Genomic DNA, 23,037 nt, shown 5'->3' on the forward strand with positions numbered 1-23,037 from the left:
CTCCTCAAGAACGAGTGTTCTAGTTACAGTATACCTTACTTTTAATTGAACGAAAAATACCCCGAACTCCACTAGAGAATTCGGGGCGTCTTGACTTGTTTTATTCAGTTATAACCTCTTCTTTTTTCGTGCGGACAACAAATTCATCGTTCTCGACATCGAAGAGAATATGTTGACCTGTTAACACTTCACCTTTTAGGATTTCTTCAGACAGACGATCTTCTACATGCTTCTGTAGAGCACGACGGAGTGGACGTGCACCGTAATCTGGATCGTAGCCTTCTTTAGCGATTTTTTCTTTTGCTGCTTCCGTCAGTTCAAGCTCAATGTCTTGCTCTTTTAGGCGTTTTGTCAGCTGATTCGCCATCAATGTGACGATTTGCAACATGTGATCGCGCTCTAACGAGTGGAAGACGATCATTTCATCTAAGCGGTTGAGGAACTCAGGGCGGAATGCTTTCTTCAGTTCCTCAAGCATTTTCGACTTCATGTCTTTGTAATCTTTCGTCCCGCCATCTTGCAGGTTGAAGCCAACATATTTATTGTACTTCAATGCATCTGCACCAACGTTCGACGTCATGATGACAACCGTGTTGCGGAAGTCGACTGTGCGACCTTTCGAATCGGTCAGGCGACCGTCTTCCAATACTTGTAGCAAGATATTGAAGACATCCGGGTGCGCTTTTTCGATTTCATCCAGCAAAATAACTGAATAAGGTTTACGACGGACTTTCTCCGTCAACTGGCCACCTTCATCAAATCCAACGTACCCTGGAGGTGAACCGACAAGACGAGACGTCGAATGTTTCTCCATATACTCGGACATATCGATACGGATCATCGCATCTTCGTCACCGAACATGACTTCTGCAAGCGCACGCGCAAGTTCCGTTTTCCCGACACCTGTAGGACCTAAGAAAATAAACGAACCAATCGGACGTTTAGGATCTTTCAGACCGGCACGTGCACGGCGAATGGCACGAGAAATTGCGTCTACTGCTTCTGATTGCCCGATGACACGCTCATGAAGCGTATCTTCTAACTTGAGCAGCTTGTCGGATTCGGCTTGGGCAAGTTTCGATACCGGCACACCAGACCACATGGATACGACAGTCGCGATATCTTCCACAGTCACTTCTGATTCCGCCTTGCCTTGCTTCTCTTTCCATGTATCTTTTAACTTTTCAAGTTCGTCTTTTAACTTCTGTTCTTTATCGCGGAAAGAAGCCGCTTTTTCAAACTCTTGGCTTTGAACGGCCGCATTTTTCTCGGAGCGTAAACTCTCGAGCTGCTGCTCCATTTCTTTCAAGTTTGGCGGAGTCGTATATGAACGTAAACGCACTTTTGATCCAGCTTCATCAATCAAGTCAATGGCTTTGTCCGGTAAGAAACGGTCCGAGATGTAACGGTCTGACATTTTCACAGCCGCTTCAACAGCAGCATCCGTGATTTTCACACGGTGATGCGCTTCGTAACGGTCACGCAAGCCATAGATGATTTGAATCGCTTCTTCTACAGATGGTTCATCCACTTGGATCGGCTGGAAGCGTCGCTCAAGAGCGGCATCTTTTTCAATGTATTTACGGTATTCATCAAGTGTCGTCGCACCGATACATTGCAGCTCGCCACGAGCGAGTGCTGGCTTCAGAATATTTGATGCATCAATCGCACCCTCTGCTCCTCCTGCACCAATCAATGTATGAAGTTCATCAATGAACAAGATAATATTGCCGGCTTGGCGAATCTCATCCATCACTTTTTTCAGACGGTCTTCAAATTCGCCGCGGTACTTCGTTCCCGCAACAACCGTTCCCATATCAAGCGTCATGACGCGTTTGTCACGCAAGATTTCCGGCACTTCGTTTTGAACGATTTGCTGGGCAAGTCCTTCTGCAATCGCTGTCTTACCAACACCTGGTTCTCCAATTAGAACCGGATTGTTTTTCGTCCGGCGTGCTAAAATCTCGATAACACGCGTGATTTCTTTGCTACGACCGATGACGGGATCGAGTGTGCCTTCACGCGCAATTTGCGTCAGGTCACGAGCAAGACCATCAAGAGTTGGTGTGCTTGCTGTCGCTGTCGATGATGTCGAAGAGGAATTATTCCCCTGTTCGCTGCTTCCGAGGAGGTGAAGCACTTGTTGACGTGCTTTATTTAGGCTAATACCCACGTTGCTTAACACGCGTGCAGCGACACCTTCTCCTTCACGAATCAAAGCAAGAAGTAAATGCTCTGTTCCGATATAGGAATGGCCCAGTTTACGTGATTCGTCTACGGATAGCTCGATGACTTTTTTCGCACGTGGTGTGTAGTGAACAATCGGTCCGACTTCTTTTTCACCTGTGCCGACTAGTTCTTCAATTCCTTCTTCGATAGCTTTCGGATCAACGTTACTAGCTTCGAGCGCTTTCGCGGCGATGCCATTTCCTTCACGAATCAATCCGAGGAGGATATGCTCTGTGCCAATCGCTTCATGCTTGAGTCGAATTGCTTCTTCTTGTGCCAACTGGAGCACTTTTTGTGAGCGTTGAGTAAATCGATTAAACATCATTTGAGTTCTCTCCCTTTTCTTCTATAGTCAACCGTTCCCTTATCATTTTCGCCCGAAACACATCACGGTCTTTCGGGGATAAGACAGTACGGGCATATTGCTGTAAAAATCCTGGCTGCATGAAAATCATGCATTCATTTAAAATCGTTTTGCTGACATGCGTGATAATTCCAAGGTCAATGGCAAGACGCACATCGGATAAACATGACGCAGCTTCTTCCGTCGTTAATAAGCGTGCATAGCGCAGGGTGCCGAGCGAACGGTAGAGGCGGTCTTCTAATAGGATACGCGAGTGTTCAAGAAGTGCTTGTCGTGACTCTCGTTCCTTTTCAATCAATTGTGTAGTAAGGCCTTGAAGCTCTTGCAGAATTTCAAATTCTGCTTTCCCGAGCGTTACTTGGTTTGAGACCTGGTAAACATTCCCGAGCGCTTCACTGCCTTCTCCATAGATTCCCCTTACCACCATTCCTAAACGGTTGATGATCGGAGCAATTTTGGTCATTTGCTTCGTGGCGGTCAGTGCTGGTAAATGCATCATGACAGAAGCCCGGAGACCAGTTCCCGTATTTGTTGGACACGTCGTAAGGTACCCATATTTTTCATCAAATGCGTAACTTACTTGTTTATCCAGTAGCCGGTCAATGGAGGCAGCTTGTTCATACGCCTGCTCGAGCTGTAAGCCCGGAAGAATGCACTGGATGCGCAAATGGTCTTCTTCATTGATTAAAATACTGAGCGACTCATCTTCAGAGATAACAGCAGCCGATTCGACATTCGATTCCACAAGCGCTGGGCTGATGAGGTGTTTCTCAATCAACACTTGTTTGTCTAGTGAATCCAACTGTTTCATTTGATACGACGTAAACGGATTTTCTTCCCTGTCCACGTCGAGCAAAATACCACTGATGGTCTGTTCGATTTTATGCGCTTCGTCTTCTGTAAATGCTAACGGAAAGCGATACCCTTCCAAATTCCGGGCGAGGCGGATGCGCGTACTCATGACGATGTCTGCGTGTTCACCCGCACTTTCCATCCAACTGGTCACTTGTTTCTTTAAGAAACGATCCATGTCCATCTAGTGCTCACCGCCTTTCGACAGTTTGGCTTCGAGTGCTCGTGCCTGGTCGCGAAGCTTGGCAGCCGTTTCAAATTCTTCATCTCCAATTGCCGTTTGCATACGTGCCCGGATGTCTTCGATACGACGTTTCAACGCGCGTGTTTCTTCAAAAGCTTCTGGAACACTTCCGACGTGCTCGCCATTGCCGTTATGCAATCGTTTCATTACCGGAGGTAAAGCATTCCCGAAGGTCTCATAACAAGATGCACAGCCGAATTTTCCTTTGTGGACAAAACGTTCATACGTCCAGCCACACGACGGGCAGCTCCACTGGCTCTTTTCACGTTCCGATTGTTTCGTTTGTTGTTCAGGTGTAAACCAATTGGTGAGCAATTGGTGAATCGTTAATGGATCTTGTTGCTGTTGGAGCGGATGCAGCTGACTAGCACACACATCACACAAATGTCGTGTGAAGGGTTCCCCGCTCTGCGTCACCGTCATTTTGACGTGAGCGGGACGCTGCTTGCAATTCTCACAAATCATCTGGCATCCTACCTTTCATTGGACTTATGCAAGAGGGTCAACAGCATCGCCTGTGCTACACGTCCGCGAAGTTGATCACGTAAAGGCAGCGGCAGCGATAATGTGGTTCGAGCACAAGCAGCTAATATCAATTTGGCTTCTCGCTTTGAAATGATTTCTTGATCAAGTAGGCGGTATACCATGTCTTCAACGAGCGATTCGGAAGCCCCTTCTTCGAGTACTTCTATCATATTACGAATGAGTTCAGAAGCTGCAGACGCTTCGACGCGAACAATTCGAATATACCCGCCTCCTCCCCTTTTACTTTCAACGATGTAGCCACGGTCTACAGTAAAACGAGTGTTGATGACATAGTTAATTTGAGACGGTACACATTGAAACTTTTCCGCCACTTCATTGCGCTTTATTTCAATCTGCCCTTGTTTAGTCTCTTCTATAACACTCTTCAAATACCCTTCAATGATGTCTGAGATATTTTTCATGAGGTCACCTCCTACTGACTTTGACTATCTTTGACTTTATTATACGAATTCACTTTCCGAGGTGCAATTGATTTGCTTTCCCATAAAAAGAACCATCCCTCTAAAAGAGATGGTCCCCACATTAGCGTTTCACTTTTGGCATCGTCCGTACTGTTTTCGAGATTTGTTTCCATTTCGCACGTTCTTCTCGCTGAGCAGCTACATCTGCTTTCCGCTCTAAGTGAGCGAGCTCTCGCTGTAGCTTCAAATAGCTCGCGTAGCGTTCCTCAGCTAAAGCGCCTGTGCGAAGGGCTTCCAGCACTTCACACTCTGGCTCTTTCTGGTGGTAACAGTCCCGGAAGCGACAGTTTGCCGCAAACCCTTCTATGTCTTGAAAGCTTTCAGATAAGCCGTCTTCCGATTCCCATAATTGGAATTCCCGCATCCCTGGTGTATCTAAGATAGCGCCCCCGCTCGGTAACAGCACGAGCTCGCGGTGCGTGGTGGTATGGCGGCCCTTTGCATCATCTTCACGGATTTCACTGACTGTCATCCATTCCGCCTCAAGCAGCGCATTAACGACGGACGACTTCCCGACCCCGGAGGATCCAAGGAGCGCCGCTGTCTTATTTGGTTGAAATAGCTCTTTTAGCTCCTCAATGCCTTCCCCTGTCTTGCTGCTTACCGCATAAATAGGTACACCAAAAGCAATTGATTCAAGCTGTTCTTCATAAGGGCGTACATCTCCACATAGATCTTTTTTCGTCAATACAATAATTGGAACGGCGCCGGAATCATAGGCTGCCAACAAATATCGCTCCAATCGGCGCACGTTGAAATCTTGATTCAACGACATTGTTAAAAACGCATAGTCCACATTGACCGCAATTAATTGAATCTCTGTCGTACGTCCCGCCATTTTTCGTTCGAACTGCGAGGAGCGTGGAAGGACCTCATGAATAATGGCTCGCTGCTCTCCTGGCATTTGCGTTACCACCACCCAGTCCCCAACAGCAGGGTATTGTTCTCTGGTATGCGTAAATCCGAACTTTCCGCTCGGCGTCGCTAGCCATTCTCCCTCGTTTGTCACAACACGATAGGTTCCTTTATGCGCGAGGACGACGCGTCCTGGTTGTCCGGTCATCGTTATTTTTTGTTCCCACGCTGGTGTCCAGCCGTAGTTTTCGATTTGTGTCAATTCAGTTTCCTCCAAAATTAAGTAGTCACCGGCTACACTTTTTGCTTTTAGCCGATAAAAAAAGCTGTCTCTGCACGCATTCGCGTTCAGAAACAGCTTCGTGACTCCATAGGAAACCTACTGGTCCCGTCTTACTTGGAACCAGAGTGTACACATAGAGAATGAAGCATGCCGGCTGAACGGATGCGTGATGTTCCATATACATTCGCCATAATACTCCACCTCTTTCCGAGTTATAGTACTTTTACTATACTGCCCGACCAATTGTTCTGTCAATCACTTCTGGGCTTTTGAGTTCAGCGATTTGGGGGTATGATAGAACAAGCAGGAGGTGTGCGTAATGATTCGTACCATCGGTGTTACTACGGAACACGAACTCGTCAAAGATTTCACACTCGACGAACTTAAAGAAAACTTATTTGAATGGTACTGGGTCGACATTAGCAACCCGTCCATCGATGAACAAAACTTGCTTCGGGACTACTTTCAATTTCACCCCCTCGCTATCGAGGATTGTCTTCATGACCTACAACGTCCTAAACTAGATAACTACGACCGACATACCTTTTTCGTGCTGCATACATACAACGAAAAGACGATGGAAGCGGAAGAGCTCGACGTCTTTCTCGGAGGGAATTTTGTCGTGACGTTCCATTACGACGAAATGCATGAACTGGATGAAGCAAGAGAGCGTCTTGTTCATAGTACGAAGACATGGCAACGTGGTTCGATGCAAGCCCTTTATCAAATCATCGACAAGGTCGTGGATCACTACTTCCCCATCATCTATAAAATTGAGGATTACTTGAATGAAGTCGAAGACGATATGTCGCGTCACTATGATCAGTTTTCTATGAACCGCGTCTTTGAGATCCGCAGTGACCTGTTGCATTTGCGCCGGACGATCAATCCGATGCGCGATTTACTATACCGGATGCTGGCTTCTTCTCGTTTAAACTTTTCTCAAGAAGAACGCACCTATTTCGAGGATATTTATGACCATTTATTAAAGCTTTCAGAGATGATTGATTCAAACCGGGAACTCACCGCTGATATTCGTGACAGCAATATGTCGATGAATTCGAGCCGTATGAACCGCATCATGATGACATTAACCATCGTGTCCACAGTCTTTATTCCTCTCACCTTTGTTGCGGGTGTCTATGGAATGAACTTTGAAAACATGCCAGAGTTATCCTGGTCGTTCGGTTATTTTGGTGTCTTACTGTTCATGTTCCTCATTGCAGGCGGGATGCTCACTTGGTTTACGTATAAAGGCTGGTTCAAATTATTTAAAAGTCACTAAGGAGGCATACTATGCGTATTAATAAATATTTAGCGGAAGCTGGCATTGTTTCCCGACGCGGAGCGGATCAGTGGATTCTTGACGGACGCGTTGTAATCAATGGGAAAGCCGCAGAACTCGGAAGCCGTGTAGAAGAAGGTGACGAGGTTCAAGTAGACGGAAAGGTGATTTCCCAGGAACAAGAGCTCGTCTATTTGGCTCTTAATAAACCTGTTGGGATTACAAGTACAACGGAGCGCCACATCGAAGGAAATATAGTGGATTTCGTGAATCACGACAAACGAATCTTTCATGTCGGACGACTTGATAAAGACTCCGACGGCTTGATTCTACTGACGAATGACGGAGATATCGTCAATGAAATTCTTCGGTCGGAAAATGACCATGAAAAAGAATACATTGTCACTGTAAATGAACGCCTCACCCCTACCTTCCTTGAAAAGATGGCGAAAGGTGTGAAGATTTTAGATACAGTTACAAAACCTTGTAAAGTTAAAAAACTCGGGCCTTTCACGTTCTCGATCATTCTGACTCAAGGTCTCAACCGACAGATTCGCCGAATGTGTTCAGCGCTCGGATTCACTATTAAACGTCTTCAACGAGTCCGCATCATGAATATTGAACTTGGAGATCTCCCCACGGGGAAGTGGCGTGATTTGACGGCGGATGAGAAAAAAGAACTCTTTACAATGCTTAATTACACACCGAAAAGGTAATAGAAAAAGTAGAGAGGAGTTGGTACGATGTTAACCATTCAGTCTACACCCCACGCGACAGGCGCCACGATCAGTGGCGACTACTGGGATTTTGATAGCTTCCTCACAGCGGCATTCGCCATTATCGGGAAGACGAATCGTTACTATGATTACCAAAGTACACACGCACGCCTGACAAAGAACTTACTGGAGTTGGCGGCTGCTCGAAAAGGACATGAAGCTGTTCTTTTCGTCGACAATGGAGCAAGTCGTGAACAAATGAAAGAAAAAGACCTTGTTGGTCCACAAAAGAATGTTTATTTCGGGACGAATGTCCTTTGGCCAGAATTATTATTTACGATTTTCGGACTGCATGACTACATTCGCTTACACTCCAAAGAGGCGGCTCATCCCCAACTCCACCGTGACTTGGTAGAGCTGCATTTATTCCAAGCGAAGGTAGTGGAGGCTCTCGAGCAAGCACTTCCGGAAGAGGATTTTACAGACTTGAAACGAGCACTTGTTTCACCGGAACGCTCCACTGAAGAATACGCTACACAATACATCGATATGTTATCAGTCTCTTATTTAAAGGTCCCAAAAGAAGAGCGCGTTGTTTTACTTCCGAAGATTGCGCGTAGTATTGTTGTCGGCAGTTCTGATTACGACGGATTCAAACAAAAAGTGCTTGCGGAAGCCAATAAGACGAAAAGTTCAATTCACGATATTAAATTAACTGCAGAATACCCTGAAAAAGACACGATCGAGTGGTAATGAAAGAGCCTCGCAGCAGCAGCGAGGCTCTTGGTTATACACCTGCTACACGTGTAGCAAGGGGTTTATACAGTTTCTCTTTATCTAGCTCCGGACGCATCTCGGCAAGTTGCTCGAGGGCAAGCTTCGCACCATAGTCCATCCCCTGACAACCCGCAAGAAGAACCACATCTTTCTGCTCCGCTTTCATCAAGCCTTGCTTCACGGCTTCCGGAAGTTCCTCGTAGAAGTGGACCGTAATCCCTGCAGCATCCATTACTTCTAAAAACACACGCTTTTCTTCTTCTGCCACGGTATCTTTTGAAGTGACATGAGACTTACTTGTAGTGGCAATGACTTCATTTAGACCAAGCTTCGGCGCCCAACGAGCGATGGCTTCCGCATTTTCCCGGTTGACCGTCACCCCGCGGTCGCCACGAATTGCATAAACAAGTTTTAAGTCTTTGTAGTCCATCTTTTCCAGCGTCCCGAGTGTAATGTCGATGTTTCCACTGTTCGCGAAATGATCATCAATAATTTTGAACTGTTCTTCAAAGATCATTTCAAATCGACGTTCGACGCCTGTGAAATTCCTCATCGCACGCTGGATCGTCTCTACAGAAGCTCCGCAAAGAAGACCGATCGCAATGGCTACGAGCGAGTTATACACGGAATGATAGCCTGGTGTACCAAGAGATACTGTAAATTCCCCTTGAGGGATGGTCCCTTGTGGCGTCTCTATTGTATGTGGAATGACGACAGTAAACGTCGCTCTTCCTGTCGACAGATCGAGATCTTTACAACGGATATCTGCTTCTTCACTTTCTACACCAATCGTGACGACATGTGCCTCCGTTTGGTCTTGAAGAGCCGCAGAATACGCATCGTCCAGATTCAAAATAGCCACTTTGTCTTTTGCTGCACGTGTCACGAGTTTTGACTTATGCATGACATAGTTCTCAAATGAAGAATGCAAATCGATATGTTCGCGACTGATGTTGTTAAATGTCACGATATCAAAGTCTGCGTTGCCGACACGGTCTAGCTCTAATGCGGATGATGATACTTCCATGACGACATGTTTAATCTCTACATCCACCATCTGGGCAAAGTAATGTTGAAGGTCTAAGGATTCCGGCGTCGTCAGTTCAGACGGTTCCGCCTTATCTCCAATCTTCACGACAACCGTTCCAATAAGACCAGTCGGTAATCCTTGCTCCTCTAAAATGGCGTTGGCCATGAACGATGTCGATGTCTTGCCGTTTGTCGCCGTGATCCCAATCGTTTTCATCTTCTTCGTCGGATGATCGTAATAAGCATCTGCAAGTGTCGCTAAACTGCTGCGCGCACTCGTCACGCGGTACTGAGGCACATCGAGTTCCGGAAGAAACTCTTCTACGACAAGAGCCACTGCTCCTGCCTTTACAGCAGCTGGAGCATAGTCATGACCGTCTGCTTTTAAGCCTCGGACACAGACAAAGACTTCACCTGGTTCTACCTTGCGTGAATTATAGGCAAGACCAGTGACCTTGATATCTTTTGTGTAATTTGTTTCGAGTACTTCTATATGGTTCATCAATTTCTGAATGTTCATCTGTGTCACCTGACCCTTTCTTCAGTCAGCTTCCTGAAAACGCGAGAAGCAAAATTCCTGAAGTTCGTTTAGCTCGTCTTCTTCGAGTTCAAATTCCAACACCTTGCCGCTCGGACGGTCGATAAAGTTGGCTTGGACAATACGTTGTCCATTTGCATCGTCCGCGAAAATGACTCGTACGTCAATCGATTGGCTGTCCTCAAACAATTCGTCTTCTTCATCATACACAAGACCAATCAGAAATTCATAGCGGTCACCTTCAATAATTCCCGTAGGATCTTTAATACGTTCTACTTCATATGATTCGATTTGCATAGGTATCCTCCTCATTCTTGCTTCATTATACAAGAAAACTAGTGTTTTCGAATAGCAATGGCCTCATAAGAAAAGGCCTCCCTTTTCGGGGAAGCCTGTCCATCATGAGTTTTGTAATTCCTTGTTCTCTTCTGTCGTAAACGCACGAGATCGTGTCAAGAAACGTTTCCCTTCCACACCTTCTAGAGAGAACATGCCACCGCGTCCCTCGACAACATCAATGATCAACTGGGTATGTTTCCAGTATTCAAACTGATTTTTGTGAATGTAGAATTTAGCGCCACCAATCGTTCCTAAATAAATGTCTTGGTCGCCAATGAGAAGGTCTCCTTCCGGATAACACATGGGCGAAGACCCATCACAGCAGCCTCCGGACTGGTGAAACATCACAGGCCCATGCTTCTCAGTCAACAGATGAATCAACTCAAGAGCCGCATCCGTTGCAATTACACGTTCTGTCATCGTCGTCACCTCCTCTAGGGGATCAGAAGAATCCTAATTTGTTCTCATCATATGAGACAAGTAAGTTTTTCGTCTGTTGATAATGGCTAAGCATCATTAAGTGATTCTCACGTCCGATACCTGACATTTTGTATCCACCGAATGCTGCATGGGCAGGGTAAGCATGGTAGCAGTTTGTCCAGACGCGACCTGCTTGAATGCCGCGACCAAAGCGGTATGCTGTATTCATATCACGTGTCCAGACTCCTGATCCAAGACCATATAATGTATCGTTGGCAATTTCAAGTGCTTCTTCTTTTGTTTTGAACGTCGTTACCGAAACAACTGGTCCAAAAATCTCTTCTTGGAAAATACGCATTTTGTTATGTCCCTTGAAGACCGTCGGTTTGATGTAATATCCTTCCGCGAAGTCCCCGCCTAGGTCATTGCGCTCTCCACCTGTTAAACACTCAGCACCTTCTTGTTTCCCGATGTCTAAGTAAGAAAGAATTTTTTCCATTTGTTCGGTCGATGCTTGTGCACCCATCATCGTACTTGGATCTAATGGGTTTCCAGTAGCGATCGCTTCTACGCGTTTCAGCACTTTCTCCATGAACTTATCATAGATGGACTCCTGAATCAGCGCACGAGATGGACATGTACATACTTCCCCTTGGTTAAGCGCAAATAACACAAATCCTTCGACTGCTTTATCAAGGAACGCATCGTCTTTATCCATCACGTCTTCGAAGAAGATGTTTGGTGATTTACCACCAAGCTCGAGTGTCACAGGAATCAAGTTTTGTGATGCATATTGCATGATTAAACGACCTGTTGTCGTTTCTCCTGTAAAGGCGATCTTCGCAATGCGTGGACTTGAAGCAAGAGGCTTCCCTGCTTCTAAACCAAATCCATTGACGATGTTGACGACGCCTGGCGGAAGTAGGTCCTCTATCACTTCCATTAGCACAAGGATAGATGCTGGAGTTTGCTCAGCTGGTTTTAAAACCACACAGTTCCCTGCTGCAAGTGCAGGAGCAAGTTTCCAGACGGCCATAAGGATCGGGAAGTTCCAAGGAATAATTTGCCCAACTACTCCCAGTGGCTCATGAAAATGATATGCCACGGTATTGTTGTCAATTTGACTTAAATTTCCTTCTTGTGCACGGATTGCTCCAGCAAAATAGCGGAAGTGGTCAATCGCGAGAGGAAGATCCGCGTTCAATGTTTCTCGGACTGCTTTTCCGTTATCCCACGTTTCAGCAACAGCAAGCATCTCTAAATTTTCTTCTAATCTATCGGCAATTTTATTTAATATGACAGCACGCTCGGCAACAGAAGTTGTTCCCCAGCTGTCTTTCGCTGCATGAGCCGCATCTAAAGCTAAATTAATATCCTCTTCTGTAGAACGTGCTACTTTTGTAAATACTTTTCCGGTAACTGGCGTGATATTCTCAAAGTATTGACCTTTTACAGGAGCTGTCCACTTTCCATTAATATAGTTATCGTATTGCTCTTTAAAGTGAACGACAGCGCCGTCCGTATTCGGAAACTTATACACCATGCTAATCTCTCCCTTTATTAGTAGTAAGCGCAAATGAATACGCTTTCATTTCTCCCACTTCCTATTTTGTCAGATTAGACGGAATATTTCAATAAAATTATTCTGACTTCAAAGTAAAGCCCCGTAACCAAAAGGTACGGGGCCACACATTAGTTCTTTTCGCAAAGCAATACCTCGCGCTTAAAGCGTTGTTTAATGGTTTCCGCACGGTCAATAATCTGGAGTCCCGCCGCTTCAATCGCTTCATCCATCGGTTCAATTGTTACAATCAATACACGATCTGCAATGCGAGCTGCATGATGAATGAGGTCGACTTGTTGGTCATAGCTAGAGTGTGTATAAAGGTTATACGGTAAATCCAATACAGCTGCGTCATAGGAACCTTCCACATCTTGAATAAGTCCTACTTGGACATCCATTCCTAGCGGATAATTATAGTGCGCCAAATTCTCCCTTGCCCCTATACAAGCTAGGGGATTTTTGTCCCGACCAATCATCGAGATATCCATTGAAGCGGCTTCTACGAGTAGTGTCCCGATACCGCAACACGGATCAATTAACTTCAAAGACTCTGCATGAGGATTTAATATGTTAACGAGTGTACGTGCGGTTCGGGCATTGAGTGCTGTCGAATAGCCTTGTGGTTTATTGACATGATCGAGCCATACGGGTCTGCTCTTCTCATATTTTCCAAAATAAAATCGGCCCTCTAACACTGTCACAGCATACACTTGATCCGGATTTTTTAAATCCAACGATCCGGGCATTTCATTGCCGATTGTTCGTGTGAATTGGAGACGCTCGGCATTTCCGAAGCCACTTTGCTCTTTCAAACAATCATGTTTCATAAAGATCACTTTAAAGGACTCATCCCATCGGCCATACTCATGCGCACGGGCAATCAGTTCTTCTTGTGAGTCTGCTTCGAGGAGCACGTGCATCTTTTCCCGAATAAATACGCTACGCGACGGGTCAATAGATATCGGCGACAAAACTACTTTGTTCGTCGCGGTGTACCCGAAAAAAGCGCGCATCTCCATCAGAGCCAGCGCGCCTTCCTCGTTGTTATATCCGTATGTGTAAATATAGTTTGTTGCCATCAGTAGTTCCTACTTTCTACAATCCTATGTTCTTCAGGAAGAGGCGAATGACGTCTGCTCCACCGATGAGCGTGCCGATAGACCCAAAGATGTTCGTGAGCACCACCACAAGTAACACGCGGGTCACTTTGTTCCGCCAGAACCCTTTGACAGTAAAAACATCCTCCGAAAGCTTTTCAAAATCAGCCACGGTCGGCTTTCTCATAAAGGCCTGGACTAAACCAGAAACCCACCCGGACGCTAAAATCGGATGAAGGGCTGTGATAGGCGCTGCGACGAAGGCTGAAAGGATGGCAAGTGGATGTCCGAATGCCACAGCCGCTCCAATCGCTGCCATACTCCCTGTCCATAATACCCAGCTCAGCGCTTGGCTCGTGCCAGCTTCCGGATTTATAAAGAAGGTTGCGACAATGAGGGCAATGACAATGGCTGGAAGAGCCCACCCTATAATCGTCGGCACAATCGATTTCGGTGGCTTCTCCGCAAGTTTCTCTAGGTCATGATCACGATAGATCTCTTTTGTGATTCCCGGAACGTGAGCCGCTCCGAGAACAGCAACCACTTTGTTTCCTGGCGCCGTCTTAATTTTTTGTGCTAAATATTGATCTCGTTCATCAATTAGGGGTGTTTTTAGTTTCGGGAAGGATTCGGTGAATTCAGCAAGAATTGCTTGAAGCGTATCTTGCTGCTTCATTTTCTCCATCTCTTCTTCGGTGATCGAGTCTTTTTCAAAAATCCCGAAGATGACTCCTGCCAGTAGTTGGGATTTTCCCCAGAACCCTAAGTTTGACCAAATACGTGAAAATGTCACTTGAATATCGCGGTCAGCAAGGACAAGTTCAGCACCTACTTCTTTTGCACTGTTCATTCCTTGAATTTGTTCAGCACCTGGTGTGACATCGAACTGTTTGGCCATCCGATTTTGAAAAGAAGAGATGGCAAGGTTCATCAAGAGCATCGTTGCCTTTTTCTCTTTAATCACTTTAAAGATGTCCATGTTCTTCCACTTATCACCTTGTTGAATGGATAGATATCTTTGTGCATCCAGTTCAATACAGACGGAATCTGGTTGTTCCGCTTCAATGACTTCTTTTACTTGTATCGCACTCGCTTTCGAGACGTGTGCTGCACCAATCAAAATGATTTCTTTCCCGTCCACATCTAAACGAGTGATGTTCTCTTCCATACAGGTTCGTCCACCTTTTTCCTATTTTCATATAATAGTCAGATAGTTTTGAAATTTATGAAAGCGCTTTCTTTAATAATCCGTTCAGCACTTGTTGTTCTTCTTCTGTCCAAACTGCTAAAAATTCTTCATCAGCACTTACAGCTGTCTGGTTTAAACGAGTTATTTCCTGATTCCCTTCAGGAGTTAGAGTGAGGTGTTTCACATTTCCTGACTTTTCTGTTTTCACAAATCCAGCCTTTTCCAAGCGGGTAATTAATTGGCTTACATTCCCTTTCGTGACAGATAATAGATTGCTCAGTTGCTGTTGATGAAGGGGTTGATGTTCTTTTATTTTACGCATCGCATTGTACTGAGTAAACGTAATCGACTCTTCTGCAAACGCAGACTCCATACCGCGGTTCCACTCGAGTGCAAGGCGCTGCATTTGTTCGTTCACTTCTAATGATCCTGCTTGCTGCATTGTAGATAATAATTGATTCTTAATTTTTTTTCGTTTCTTTTTCGTTTTCACCATGTGGCAATCCTCCAGTATGTTTATAAATAAACATTTTACACGATAGACTTAGAACTTTCCACCTCTTTTCCAGTAAAAAAGACGTCTCAGAAGTTGAGAGCGTCCCGTGGTACCGGTTCTGATTGAGGGCGGCCAAAGTAATATCCTTGAAAAAGCACATAGCCGGCGTCTTTTAACCATTGATATTCTTGTTGTTGTTCGATTCCTTCAGCTAACGGGATCGTTCCCATCGACCGAGCTTTCTCTAGGAACAAATGAGCCACTCGTTGTTTCTCAGGGTCTTCATGAACATCACTGACAAATTTACGATCTAATTTCATGTAATGAGGTTCGATACCTGTTAGCAATTCAATGGTGCTGAAACCTTCACCAACATCATCTAGTGCATACATAAACCCTTTATCTTTGTAATACGTTAAAATCTTTTTTAAATGTTCTACATCATCCACTTTATCTGTTTCAACTACTTCGAACACCAGTTGTTGGGGATCGAGATTGAGTTGGCTTGCTAATTGCATCGTACTTCGCAAGCAGAATTCTGGGGAGTAAATAGATGTCGGAATGAAATTGATAAATGCTTTTACTTTATCTAGGCGTGCGGCGTGGCGAACTGCTGCCATACGACATACACGGTCGAGCGCGTACAATCTGCCTCGGAGGCGGGCTGCTTGAAATAATTCACCTGGATACACCATGTTCCCTTCTCCGTCTGTAAAGCGGGCAAGTAGTTCATATCCGAACAATTCGCCATCAGATCGCAGAATTGGCTGATAGTGGCAGTGAACCAGTTCCTCTAAAATGATTTCATCAATCCAACTGGTTTCCAACACTTCACTGATTTCCGAAAGAGGTGACCATTCCCCTTGAGACGTTCTGAAGAAAATCTGGTCTGTCTCCATGTGATCTTCAAAGAAATCTAAAATTTCTCGAATATGATGTTCGGGAACTTTCAATTTGTTTTCTTTTGTCAACGTAACTGGTACATCATTTCGCTGCAGATGTTCTTTTACCTTATCTGTTAGTGCTTCATTGTACTGACCTTGTAAATCAAACTGATACGTGAGATCGCTTACTTTACATCCTTGACAAGACATCTTTTTCCTCCTTGTTTTGCTCTCTTCTTCCTTATATATACAATACCTTATCGTAGTATCGGATACTACAGCGAATTCGTTTAACGATATAACATTTTCTCTAGGCTAAGAAAGAAAAAGCTCACGATTTCTCGGAAGCTTTTGATAATGCTTGTACAGAATGTACTTTTGTTTTTATTAAAAGAGAGAATCGTTTCTCGCTTTAACTTTGTAACGAGCACATACATCACATTCTCACCGAGGATAACTGTGTCGCTTAATTAAGAGAATAGAAAGAACAATAATTACGGGATCGACGGTAAAAGTCAATCGTCGTCCCCTTTCTAAGTATTTAGATACGTTAAGTATATTGTTCTGATTTTCTGAAAACAAATAACGCTTCTTTCCGTTCCTTTCCCCTAAAAAAAGCCTTATCCGGCGGGATAATGGCTTAGTTCTCACAAATTTTCTGTGTTAATTCGTGGCTGTGGATCTACTACTTCTGTGTTTTCATTTTTGTCATCATCGAGGTCATTTGAAGAGAGCTTCAGTTTCTTAATTTCCTCTTCTGCTTTTTTCTCACGTTCTTTTTCCTTGGAATCTTTACCCCACATCACTTCATCACCTCATTCGCAAATAGTTTCTATCCTTATCATACCCTTCTCACCCTCTCCGTAATCCTTAGGTGTATGGGTCGAGTGCAAACTGATAAATTGTTTTAATTTTACAACTACGGGTTGACGCTCTCTAAAAGGAACGCGTACAATTTTTACGTAGACATCATGAGAGTGGAGGAAGGAAAGATGAATTTTGATCATTTGATTGCCCCTGAGTACTACAAACTTACAAGTGAACTTGAAGTTTATAAAGAAGATGATCAACGAATTGCCATTCGGTGGATGGATGACCAGGGATCACACCTAGATGTTTCGTATAAAGAACTTTCCACAAAGAAGTAAACGAAAAACCACTTTGTCAATCGGACAAAGTGGTTTTATGTTTCTGTTCATGGGCAAGAAGCCATTCTTTTCGCCAAAGGCCTCCCGCATACCCTACCATCTTCCCGCTCGCCCCAATGATACGGTGACAAGGCAAGACGACCGTAAAGGGATTCTTCCCGTTGGCTCCACCTACTGCACGCACTGCCTTCGGGCGATTCACTGTCGTGGCAATCTGTAAATACGAACCTGTTTCTCCGTAAGGAATCGTCCGTAAGCTTTCCCACACTTCCCGTTGAAATGGCGTACCAACTTGAGGCGCTATACAGAATGTAAAGTCTTTTCCTGTCCCTTTAAAATACGCATCAATCTCTTCATACGCTTTCTTTAGTTCCTCCGGAAGTTCGTCTGTCATAGGGAATTCAAGTGCATCCCCTTCTTCAAATAGAACTGAATGAACCGCATCCCCATCCCCTGTAATGACTAGTCGTCCAATCGGTGTCAGATAATCAACTTGTCTCATTCAACCCGTCTCCCTTTTCTTATCCTTCTTTCTTTAGTATACTATGAGGAACTGAAAGACACGAAAGTTTTCTAGGGTTCCGGAAGCTGTTGCTTTGACTGGTCCGAGAGAAAACGCATGGTGCGCCATGTACACGGAGGGACAAAAGCCTGGGAGATACTGCTGTTGCAGTGTCTTTCAGGCTTTTACTATGGAAAGGGGTAATACAACATGAAAGAATGGGGACTTCTTATAGTTGCCGCTATTTTTGAAGTGGGCTGGGTCATCGGATTAAAGCATGCCAGTTCAGTAGTGGAATGGGGATGGACCGTAGTGGCGATTCTGATCAGTTTCGGGCTATTGATCCGCTCCGGAAAGTATTTGCCTGTCGGTACAGCGTATGCCGTATTCGTCGGTCTTGGAACGGTAGGGACTGTCATTATGGATACCGTTCTTTTTGGTCAACCTCTCGGATGGGCACAAGTCGTATTGATTGGTCTGTTGCTTGCCGGAATTATCGGCTTGAAGCAGACGACGAAAGGAGCGGAAGTCTAATGGCTTGGATTGCACTGATTGTGGCGGGTCTTTTGGAGATGACAGGCGTCGCTATGATGGCTCGACTACATGAAAAGAAAAATCTATCGTCTGCGCTCCTACTCGGCGCCAGCTTTACGGGCAGTTTCTTCTTCTTGTCTTTGGCGATGGAAACGTTGCCTATGGGGTTGGCCTATGCTATATGGACAGGCATTGGAGCAGCTGGCGGTGCCGTTCTCGGGATGGTTTTCTATAAAGAGTCCACTGCACCACTTCGGCTATTTTTCCTTGGACTCATAATTGCTAGTGTGATTGGTCTAAAACTTGTCAGCCCATAAAACAAGCGGGGCTTCCTGTACCTGTTGTCATAGGACCCAAAAAAGAAGTGTCTGTAGCGAATAAGTAAGGAGTGAAGTACATGGAAATTGTAGGAACATGCGCCTACTGCGGGAAAACCGTTTATTGTCAGGCAGGATTTCTTCAAGGGATTCATGAAAACGGTCAACTTTTGTGTTTTGACTGTGCAGAACAAAAATCATAGAGGCTGGGACATAAGTACAAAATATTAACCTGATTAGCTGAATACTCAATAGTAAAACCGCGTAAAATCAAGGTTCTTGAAACTTGATTATGCGCGGTTTATTCATTTTACTGAGTTATGTCCCAGCCTCTCTCGAATCGGTTATTTAAATGGGTTTTTCCACTCCATCAACATCGCCATGTTGTGAGATTCCGCATCCTCTAAATACTCTTTGACGATCCGGACCGGCGTTCTGCCGCTTCGTAACATAAATGTAATGACCGGATCTTTCCATACGCCTGCTAGAACGTTCTCCATATATTCTTCTGGTGTCGCCTCTTCCGCATAGCGGTGATAGCCTGACATCCTTCCTCCGCCAAGCAGCCGGTCTAATTGATCTGCCACTACGCGGTCATACAGTCCTTGAAGAAGAGCCTTTCCAAGGTCCAGCTGACGATAGCCAGGACGGACACAAAGATCGACAACATATAATGTAGTACCTTCCGGATCATGTGCCGAAATATCGCCTCCACCGGTTACTTCTTCCCATGTATGATCAGGATCTTCATACGAGAAGTTTGTAAGTAAACTTGTCACAGACCCAGCCAGGATTCCCTCTACCTCCGCGCACAATGCCCCCTCCGGATAGAGCCGGAGATGATTCTCAAGCTGTTCCTCCGTCCACAACAGTTCTTCCGGGAAAGGTGGTGGAAAGCTCTCCCGTTGGATTTGAATTAGTTCTTGAAAATCATCCGGAGTGTATGTTCGAATGGTCACCTTCACAGGACGACTCTCCTTGAAAGCATAATAGTCTTTACGGTACACCTTCATCTCCCCCTTGTTACTCTAGTCTAAAGTAGCATACCATGGGATTGCTTAGGATGCCCCTTGTTTCACTTCAATTTGGCCATTGTCAGTCTTTAAGGAGATGATGACACGACCCTCTCCAAACTTCCGCTCCTTTACCTTCTCCCCAAATATTTTCGCTTTGCCTGAATCTCGTTCCGTGCTAATGACGGCATCACTCGGAATTCCTAGAACATTTACTTCGATCGAACCACTATCCGATGCAATCTCTTGATCTGTCTTCCCATCAGCTCTTCCATTTGCAAAATATTCTTTCATATCGCTCACTATTTCTTGACGGTCTTCTGATCAAAGTGTCTGTAGTGCTGCTACTAACTTCTCAATAAATTGTTGTTCACTCATTTATTTCATCCCCTTTTTGTAATAAATGTTGTACAGCTTTTACAAAAGTCTCCCACTCTTCCTTTTGTTCCAAACAATACACTGTGCCCTGCTCTGTCATTCGGTAATATTTTCTCGGAGGCCCTCCAACCGAGTCCATTAGGTACGTTTCGAAATACCCTTCGGCGGTCAATTTACGTAAAAGTGGATAGACAGCTCCTTCAGATAATTCAATCTGTTTCGATATCGTTTGAACCAATTCATATCCGTACCGATCTTTTTGTTCGACCAATGCTAAGACACATAAATTCAGTACACCTTTTTTGAACTGGATATTCAACTTACACCCCCACTACTATTCAATGTATAATACTACTCAAAAAAAGAAAGCAGGATGTGTCCTGCTCTAGTTCCCTTTTTCTATCAGTAGGTTCGCCACATTCATTCCGGATAACGTCACCATAGGAGACCCTCCCCCAGGATGTGTACTTCCACCGACAAAATAAAGATTGTGAATGTCTTTGCTTGTGTTACGCGGCCGAAGAAAGGCATCCTTTTTTCGGTGACTCGATAACCCGTACAAGGCACCTCTGTAGGCTCCAAACTTTTCCGCAATCTCTGCAGGCGGGATGACACGTTCCACCACGAGATCCTTGCGAATATCGACTCCTTTTTCTTTGAGACGGTCGTAGATGATTTCTTTATACGCCTCAGCCTCATACGACGCCGACCCATCCTTTCCTAAAGCAGGTGCGTTGACCAGAATGAATAAATTATCCCCGTCCGGTGAACGTTCCCGGTCTGTCACACTCGAATTACAAATATAAATGGTCGGATCCTCCGCCATCTCGCATTTTTTGAAAATCTGTTGAAACTCTTTTTTGTAATCCGACGAATAATAGACCGTGTGATGAAACTGCGATTTACGTCGTGTCGACAACCCTGCCAAAATGACGAAAGCTGAGATAGAGGGCTCCATTTCTTCCACTTGTTTATCTGTAAACGAAGGTCGGTCTACTTCATCAATCAGTTCAGGGTACGCTTTTAGTAAATCGGCATTCATAATTACGTCGTCCCCTGACCACACAGATTGCCCATGCGAGAACAGCGTATGAATTTGTTTCATCTCAATCGCTACTTGATCAATAGGTGTCTGAAGATGAAATTTTACGCCCAGTTCTTTCGCTACACTATGGAACGCACGAGCGATGCATACCGTTCCGCCTTTGACTGTATAGACGCCTTGAATCAATTCCAAATAAGCAATCATCGCAAATGTGGCAGGTGCTTGGTAAGGGGACGACCCAATATACGTTGCATACCGACCAAACGATTGCAAAACTGCAGGATGCTGAAAATAGCGCTTGAAGAAATGGTCCATCGACTCGAGTGGACGCACTTGTGTGAGTGCATATCCTAAGGACGGTGACAAATAATCCGTCCAGGAACGAAACGTTTTCGGAAAGAAATGGGTTTCTGACAATTCGTAAAGTCGTGTCAGTTCCTTTAGAAACGTATAGTAGTTTTTTGCCCCAATCGGATCAAGCGTTTCTAGTTGTTCAATCATTTTGTCCTTATCTCTGGATACTATGAATTCTGTGCCATCAGGAAATACATTCTTCGTATGGTGTTTCAATGGAATCAGTGTAAAGTAATCGTCCGCCCGTCTTCCGGTCTGTTCGATCACCTGTCTAAACACATGAGGCATCGTAATGGTGTTCGGCCCGAAATCAAATCCGTACGTCTTTAGTTGAACAGGCATCAATTTGCCGCCGATATGTGTGTTTTTCTCATACACGTCTACGTCAAACCCAGCATGAGCAAGTGTGATTGCAGCAGAAAGTCCACCGAGACCAGCCCCGATAATTGCTACTTTTTTCATCCGTAATACCTGCCTTTCCATTCCACTTGCTGTCCCTTTACTGATTTTCTCATAGCGGAAACCAATAGGAGAATGAATGCAACGGAGGCAACCGGCAACAAAAATGCAAGAGCAAGTGGCTCCCGTGTGTTCAGATAGACAATTCCTGCCTGAAGGATAATCAGTAAGTAAGGTAGTAACAAAACTCTCTCCTCCACTAGAAGAGCTGCCAGAGCAAGTATGCCGGACCCCACATAAACGACACCATAAAAAAGAATGATTCCTACGGCAAGAGGAATTGAACGTCCAATCCCATTAAAGATGTTTTTAGTGAACCCTTGCCATACTTCGGCATTCGTTTCATACATGCGGCAACTCGCAACCGACGTGATATTGGCAATCCACATCCTGTATCCTTCTGCTTTCATACGTTTAGATATCGCCACATCTTCCACAATATTTTCTTTTACGACCGCGTGTCCGCCAATGGCCTGATAAGCACTTCGTTCGAAGAACATAAACCCTCCGTGGGCAGCTGTAGCAGGGGGCCACTTTGTCCAATTGGCAAGGAGGATGGGGAGGTGAAAGAGAACAAAAAAATGTTGCAAAGGAACGAGCAGTTTATTTAACCATGTAGGTAAAATAAATCGTGAGAAACCAGAAAGCAAAGAAATGTTCTTTTGTTGCATCAATCCAAGTGCCCGCTCTACGGCTTCTGGTTGTATCCGGACATCGGCATCTAAAAACAGCAGATAGTCTCCTTTTGCCGCCTCACTCAATTGATGACAGGCAAAGACTTTGCCTATCCACTTTTCAGGCTTTGGTTTTCCCTGTAGAACCTTAAATCTTGCGTCTCCTCGAACGGCAAGTTCTAATGCGGAAGAAGTCCCATCAGTGGATTCATCGTCAAGAAAGAACACCTCTATATGCTTATACGTTTGTTTCTTTACACTGTCTACCATCCCCTTGACGTTACGCACCTCATTTCGCATAGGTACGAGAACGGAGACCAGTGGAACTCCCTCTATCCTTCGTATCTTAGATAGGTTCGGCAGCAATAGACTGTGAACTAGCGTAATGACAACAAAACTTAAAAGTATATAACTAAACCACAATGTCCACTCCATCGAACCCCCC

General features: G+C 44.9%; 27 protein-coding genes and 1 riboswitch. Of the genes, 7 read left to right on the forward strand and 20 right to left on the reverse strand.

What is annotated here, in order from left to right:
- Positions 1–100: 100 nt before the first annotated feature.
- From ACFO0S_RS10155 to rsgA, 5 genes are all read right to left on the reverse strand, one after another.
- Positions 101–2,554 carry an ATP-dependent Clp protease ATP-binding subunit gene (locus ACFO0S_RS10155; protein ID WP_378141884.1) on the reverse strand — a complete coding sequence of 818 codons (2,454 nt, stop codon included), beginning with the start codon at positions 2,552–2,554 and terminating at the stop codon, positions 101–103.
- Positions 2,544–3,629: a protein arginine kinase gene (locus ACFO0S_RS10160; RefSeq protein WP_378141885.1), complete on the reverse strand. Its 1,086-nt coding sequence runs from the start codon at positions 3,627–3,629 to the stop codon at positions 2,544–2,546. Before ACFO0S_RS10160 ends, ACFO0S_RS10155 begins: the two co-directional genes overlap by 11 nt.
- A complete protein-coding gene (locus ACFO0S_RS10165) occupies positions 3,630–4,154 on the reverse strand; it encodes a UvrB/UvrC motif-containing protein (RefSeq protein ID WP_378141886.1) in 525 nt (174 codons plus the stop codon).
- Positions 4,155–4,162: 8 nt separating this feature from the next.
- Positions 4,163–4,636, reverse strand: coding sequence for a CtsR family transcriptional regulator (locus ACFO0S_RS10170; RefSeq protein WP_378141887.1), 474 nt, complete (start codon positions 4,634–4,636; stop codon positions 4,163–4,165).
- Between the two features lie 121 nt (positions 4,637–4,757).
- Positions 4,758–5,813, reverse strand: a complete 1,056-nt coding sequence (gene rsgA, locus ACFO0S_RS10175; RefSeq protein ID WP_378141888.1) for a ribosome small subunit-dependent GTPase A — start codon at positions 5,811–5,813, stop codon at positions 4,758–4,760.
- 340 nt (positions 5,814–6,153) lie between these two features.
- On the opposite strand from rsgA, the gene corA reads away from it, so the two are divergent.
- From corA to ACFO0S_RS10190, 3 genes are read left to right on the forward strand one after another with little or no spacing between them, the layout of a single operon-like run.
- Complete coding sequence (gene corA / locus ACFO0S_RS10180; protein WP_378141890.1) at positions 6,154–7,119, forward strand: magnesium/cobalt transporter CorA; 966 nt, start codon at positions 6,154–6,156, stop codon at positions 7,117–7,119.
- Positions 7,120–7,130: 11 nt separating this feature from the next.
- Entirely contained in the window at positions 7,131–7,835 is a 705-nt protein-coding gene (gene rluF / locus ACFO0S_RS10185) for a 23S rRNA pseudouridine(2604) synthase RluF (RefSeq protein WP_378141891.1), read from the forward strand.
- A gap of 27 nt (positions 7,836–7,862) precedes the next feature.
- Positions 7,863–8,588, forward strand: a complete 726-nt coding sequence (locus ACFO0S_RS10190) for a DUF6904 family protein (protein WP_378141892.1) — start codon at positions 7,863–7,865, stop codon at positions 8,586–8,588.
- A 34-nt stretch (positions 8,589–8,622) separates the two neighbouring features.
- On the opposite strand, the gene ACFO0S_RS10195 is transcribed toward ACFO0S_RS10190, so the two are convergent.
- From ACFO0S_RS10195 to ACFO0S_RS10235, 9 genes are all read right to left on the reverse strand, one after another.
- Entirely contained in the window at positions 8,623–10,161 is a 1,539-nt protein-coding gene (locus ACFO0S_RS10195; protein ID WP_378141893.1) for a Mur ligase family protein, read from the reverse strand.
- Positions 10,162–10,182: 21 nt separating this feature from the next.
- On the reverse strand, positions 10,183–10,476 hold the full coding sequence (locus ACFO0S_RS10200) for a DUF6509 family protein (protein ID WP_378141894.1): 294 nt from the start codon (positions 10,474–10,476) through the stop codon (positions 10,183–10,185).
- Between the two features lie 102 nt (positions 10,477–10,578).
- Complete coding sequence (locus tag ACFO0S_RS10205) at positions 10,579–10,938, reverse strand: DUF779 domain-containing protein (protein WP_378141895.1); 360 nt, start codon at positions 10,936–10,938, stop codon at positions 10,579–10,581.
- A gap of 22 nt (positions 10,939–10,960) precedes the next feature.
- Positions 10,961–12,481, reverse strand: coding sequence for an aldehyde dehydrogenase (gene adh, locus ACFO0S_RS10210; RefSeq protein WP_378141897.1), 1,521 nt, complete (start codon positions 12,479–12,481; stop codon positions 10,961–10,963).
- A 149-nt stretch (positions 12,482–12,630) separates the two neighbouring features.
- Complete coding sequence (locus tag ACFO0S_RS10215) at positions 12,631–13,581, reverse strand: TRM11 family SAM-dependent methyltransferase (RefSeq protein ID WP_378141898.1); 951 nt, start codon at positions 13,579–13,581, stop codon at positions 12,631–12,633.
- Between the two features lie 16 nt (positions 13,582–13,597).
- Positions 13,598–14,767, reverse strand: a complete 1,170-nt coding sequence (locus ACFO0S_RS10220) for a TraB/GumN family protein (RefSeq protein ID WP_378141899.1) — start codon at positions 14,765–14,767, stop codon at positions 13,598–13,600.
- A gap of 55 nt (positions 14,768–14,822) precedes the next feature.
- Positions 14,823–15,284, reverse strand: coding sequence for a MarR family winged helix-turn-helix transcriptional regulator (locus ACFO0S_RS10225; protein WP_378141900.1), 462 nt, complete (start codon positions 15,282–15,284; stop codon positions 14,823–14,825).
- Positions 15,285–15,370: 86 nt separating this feature from the next.
- Complete coding sequence (locus tag ACFO0S_RS10230; protein WP_378141901.1) at positions 15,371–16,378, reverse strand: EAL domain-containing protein; 1,008 nt, start codon at positions 16,376–16,378, stop codon at positions 15,371–15,373.
- Between the two features lie 437 nt (positions 16,379–16,815).
- Entirely contained in the window at positions 16,816–16,974 is a 159-nt protein-coding gene (locus tag ACFO0S_RS10235; RefSeq protein WP_378141902.1) for a hypothetical protein, read from the reverse strand.
- Positions 16,975–17,160: 186 nt separating this feature from the next.
- On the opposite strand from ACFO0S_RS10235, the gene ACFO0S_RS10240 reads away from it, so the two are divergent.
- Positions 17,161–17,316, forward strand: a complete 156-nt coding sequence (locus ACFO0S_RS10240) for a hypothetical protein (RefSeq protein WP_378141904.1) — start codon at positions 17,161–17,163, stop codon at positions 17,314–17,316.
- 16 nt (positions 17,317–17,332) lie between these two features.
- Here ACFO0S_RS10240 and ACFO0S_RS10245 read toward each other — a convergent pair whose 3' ends face one another.
- On the reverse strand, positions 17,333–17,818 hold the full coding sequence (locus ACFO0S_RS10245; protein WP_378141905.1) for a methylated-DNA--[protein]-cysteine S-methyltransferase: 486 nt from the start codon (positions 17,816–17,818) through the stop codon (positions 17,333–17,335).
- A 60-nt stretch (positions 17,819–17,878) separates the two neighbouring features.
- A riboswitch (guanidine-I (ykkC/yxkD leader) is annotated at positions 17,879–17,976 on the forward strand.
- Positions 17,977–18,028: 52 nt separating this feature from the next.
- Here ACFO0S_RS10245 and ACFO0S_RS10250 point away from each other — a divergent pair.
- The 3 genes from ACFO0S_RS10250 (at position 18,029) to ACFO0S_RS10260 (ending at position 18,872) form a co-directional block, all read left to right on the forward strand.
- Positions 18,029–18,352, forward strand: a complete 324-nt coding sequence (locus ACFO0S_RS10250; RefSeq protein WP_378141907.1) for a DMT family transporter — start codon at positions 18,029–18,031, stop codon at positions 18,350–18,352.
- A complete protein-coding gene (locus ACFO0S_RS10255) occupies positions 18,352–18,669 on the forward strand; it encodes a DMT family transporter (RefSeq protein ID WP_378141908.1) in 318 nt (105 codons plus the stop codon). Before ACFO0S_RS10250 ends, ACFO0S_RS10255 begins: the two co-directional genes overlap by 1 nt.
- Before the next feature lie 80 nt (positions 18,670–18,749).
- Positions 18,750–18,872, forward strand: coding sequence for a hypothetical protein (locus tag ACFO0S_RS10260; RefSeq protein WP_378141910.1), 123 nt, complete (start codon positions 18,750–18,752; stop codon positions 18,870–18,872).
- Positions 18,873–19,013: 141 nt separating this feature from the next.
- Here ACFO0S_RS10260 and ACFO0S_RS10265 read toward each other — a convergent pair whose 3' ends face one another.
- The 5 genes from ACFO0S_RS10265 to ACFO0S_RS10285 all read right to left on the reverse strand — a co-directional run bounded on the left by ACFO0S_RS10265 (position 19,014) and on the right by ACFO0S_RS10285 (position 23,027).
- Positions 19,014–19,682: a GNAT family N-acetyltransferase gene (locus ACFO0S_RS10265; protein WP_378141912.1), complete on the reverse strand. Its 669-nt coding sequence runs from the start codon at positions 19,680–19,682 to the stop codon at positions 19,014–19,016.
- A gap of 45 nt (positions 19,683–19,727) precedes the next feature.
- Positions 19,728–19,976: a hypothetical protein gene (locus ACFO0S_RS10270; RefSeq protein WP_378141913.1), complete on the reverse strand. Its 249-nt coding sequence runs from the start codon at positions 19,974–19,976 to the stop codon at positions 19,728–19,730.
- Positions 19,977–20,052: 76 nt separating this feature from the next.
- Positions 20,053–20,379 carry a PadR family transcriptional regulator gene (locus ACFO0S_RS10275; protein WP_378141914.1) on the reverse strand — a complete coding sequence of 109 codons (327 nt, stop codon included), beginning with the start codon at positions 20,377–20,379 and terminating at the stop codon, positions 20,053–20,055.
- 66 nt (positions 20,380–20,445) lie between these two features.
- Positions 20,446–21,921, reverse strand: coding sequence for a phytoene desaturase family protein (locus ACFO0S_RS10280; RefSeq protein ID WP_378141915.1), 1,476 nt, complete (start codon positions 21,919–21,921; stop codon positions 20,446–20,448).
- Positions 21,918–23,027: a glycosyltransferase family 2 protein gene (locus tag ACFO0S_RS10285; RefSeq protein ID WP_378141917.1), complete on the reverse strand. Its 1,110-nt coding sequence runs from the start codon at positions 23,025–23,027 to the stop codon at positions 21,918–21,920. Before ACFO0S_RS10285 ends, ACFO0S_RS10280 begins: the two co-directional genes overlap by 4 nt.
- Positions 23,028–23,037 lie beyond the last annotated feature (10 nt).

Source organism: Chryseomicrobium palamuruense, assembly GCF_042649045.1.
Lineage (GTDB): Bacteria > Bacillota > Bacilli > Bacillales_A > Planococcaceae > Chryseomicrobium > Chryseomicrobium palamuruense.

What these genes read in the sequence shown, in the direction of transcription:
- ACFO0S_RS10240 (WP_378141904.1), top strand. Translation starts at nt 17,161, where the DNA reads ATGAATTTTGATCATTTGATTGCCCCTGAGTACTACAAACTTACAAGT.
- ACFO0S_RS10285 (WP_378141917.1), bottom strand. Translation starts at nt 23,027, where the DNA reads ATGGAGTGGACATTGTGGTTTAGTTATATACTTTTAAGTTTTGTTGTC.
- ACFO0S_RS10155 (WP_378141884.1), bottom strand. Translation starts at nt 2,554, where the DNA reads ATGATGTTTAATCGATTTACTCAACGCTCACAAAAAGTGCTCCAGTTG.
- ACFO0S_RS10245 (WP_378141905.1), bottom strand. Translation starts at nt 17,818, where the DNA reads ATGAGACAAGTTGATTATCTGACACCGATTGGACGACTAGTCATTACA.
- ACFO0S_RS10205 (WP_378141895.1), bottom strand. Translation starts at nt 10,938, where the DNA reads ATGACAGAACGTGTAATTGCAACGGATGCGGCTCTTGAGTTGATTCAT.
- ACFO0S_RS10250 (WP_378141907.1), top strand. Translation starts at nt 18,029, where the DNA reads ATGAAAGAATGGGGACTTCTTATAGTTGCCGCTATTTTTGAAGTGGGC.
- adh (WP_378141897.1), bottom strand. Translation starts at nt 12,481, where the DNA reads ATGGTGTATAAGTTTCCGAATACGGACGGCGCTGTCGTTCACTTTAAA.
- ACFO0S_RS10255 (WP_378141908.1), top strand. Translation starts at nt 18,352, where the DNA reads ATGGCTTGGATTGCACTGATTGTGGCGGGTCTTTTGGAGATGACAGGC.
- ACFO0S_RS10260 (WP_378141910.1), top strand. Translation starts at nt 18,750, where the DNA reads ATGGAAATTGTAGGAACATGCGCCTACTGCGGGAAAACCGTTTATTGT.
- ACFO0S_RS10230 (WP_378141901.1), bottom strand. Translation starts at nt 16,378, where the DNA reads ATGTCTTGTCAAGGATGTAAAGTAAGCGATCTCACGTATCAGTTTGAT.
- ACFO0S_RS10195 (WP_378141893.1), bottom strand. Translation starts at nt 10,161, where the DNA reads ATGAACATTCAGAAATTGATGAACCATATAGAAGTACTCGAAACAAAT.
- ACFO0S_RS10190 (WP_378141892.1), top strand. Translation starts at nt 7,863, where the DNA reads ATGTTAACCATTCAGTCTACACCCCACGCGACAGGCGCCACGATCAGT.
- corA (WP_378141890.1), top strand. Translation starts at nt 6,154, where the DNA reads ATGATTCGTACCATCGGTGTTACTACGGAACACGAACTCGTCAAAGAT.
- ACFO0S_RS10225 (WP_378141900.1), bottom strand. Translation starts at nt 15,284, where the DNA reads ATGGTGAAAACGAAAAAGAAACGAAAAAAAATTAAGAATCAATTATTA.
- rluF (WP_378141891.1), top strand. Translation starts at nt 7,131, where the DNA reads ATGCGTATTAATAAATATTTAGCGGAAGCTGGCATTGTTTCCCGACGC.
- ACFO0S_RS10160 (WP_378141885.1), bottom strand. Translation starts at nt 3,629, where the DNA reads ATGGACATGGATCGTTTCTTAAAGAAACAAGTGACCAGTTGGATGGAA.
- ACFO0S_RS10220 (WP_378141899.1), bottom strand. Translation starts at nt 14,767, where the DNA reads ATGGAAGAGAACATCACTCGTTTAGATGTGGACGGGAAAGAAATCATT.
- ACFO0S_RS10270 (WP_378141913.1), bottom strand. Translation starts at nt 19,976, where the DNA reads ATGAAAGAATATTTTGCAAATGGAAGAGCTGATGGGAAGACAGATCAA.
- ACFO0S_RS10170 (WP_378141887.1), bottom strand. Translation starts at nt 4,636, where the DNA reads ATGAAAAATATCTCAGACATCATTGAAGGGTATTTGAAGAGTGTTATA.
- ACFO0S_RS10280 (WP_378141915.1), bottom strand. Translation starts at nt 21,921, where the DNA reads ATGAAAAAAGTAGCAATTATCGGGGCTGGTCTCGGTGGACTTTCTGCT.
- ACFO0S_RS10200 (WP_378141894.1), bottom strand. Translation starts at nt 10,476, where the DNA reads ATGCAAATCGAATCATATGAAGTAGAACGTATTAAAGATCCTACGGGA.
- ACFO0S_RS10265 (WP_378141912.1), bottom strand. Translation starts at nt 19,682, where the DNA reads ATGAAGGTGTACCGTAAAGACTATTATGCTTTCAAGGAGAGTCGTCCT.
- ACFO0S_RS10165 (WP_378141886.1), bottom strand. Translation starts at nt 4,154, where the DNA reads ATGATTTGTGAGAATTGCAAGCAGCGTCCCGCTCACGTCAAAATGACG.
- ACFO0S_RS10215 (WP_378141898.1), bottom strand. Translation starts at nt 13,581, where the DNA reads ATGGCAACAAACTATATTTACACATACGGATATAACAACGAGGAAGGC.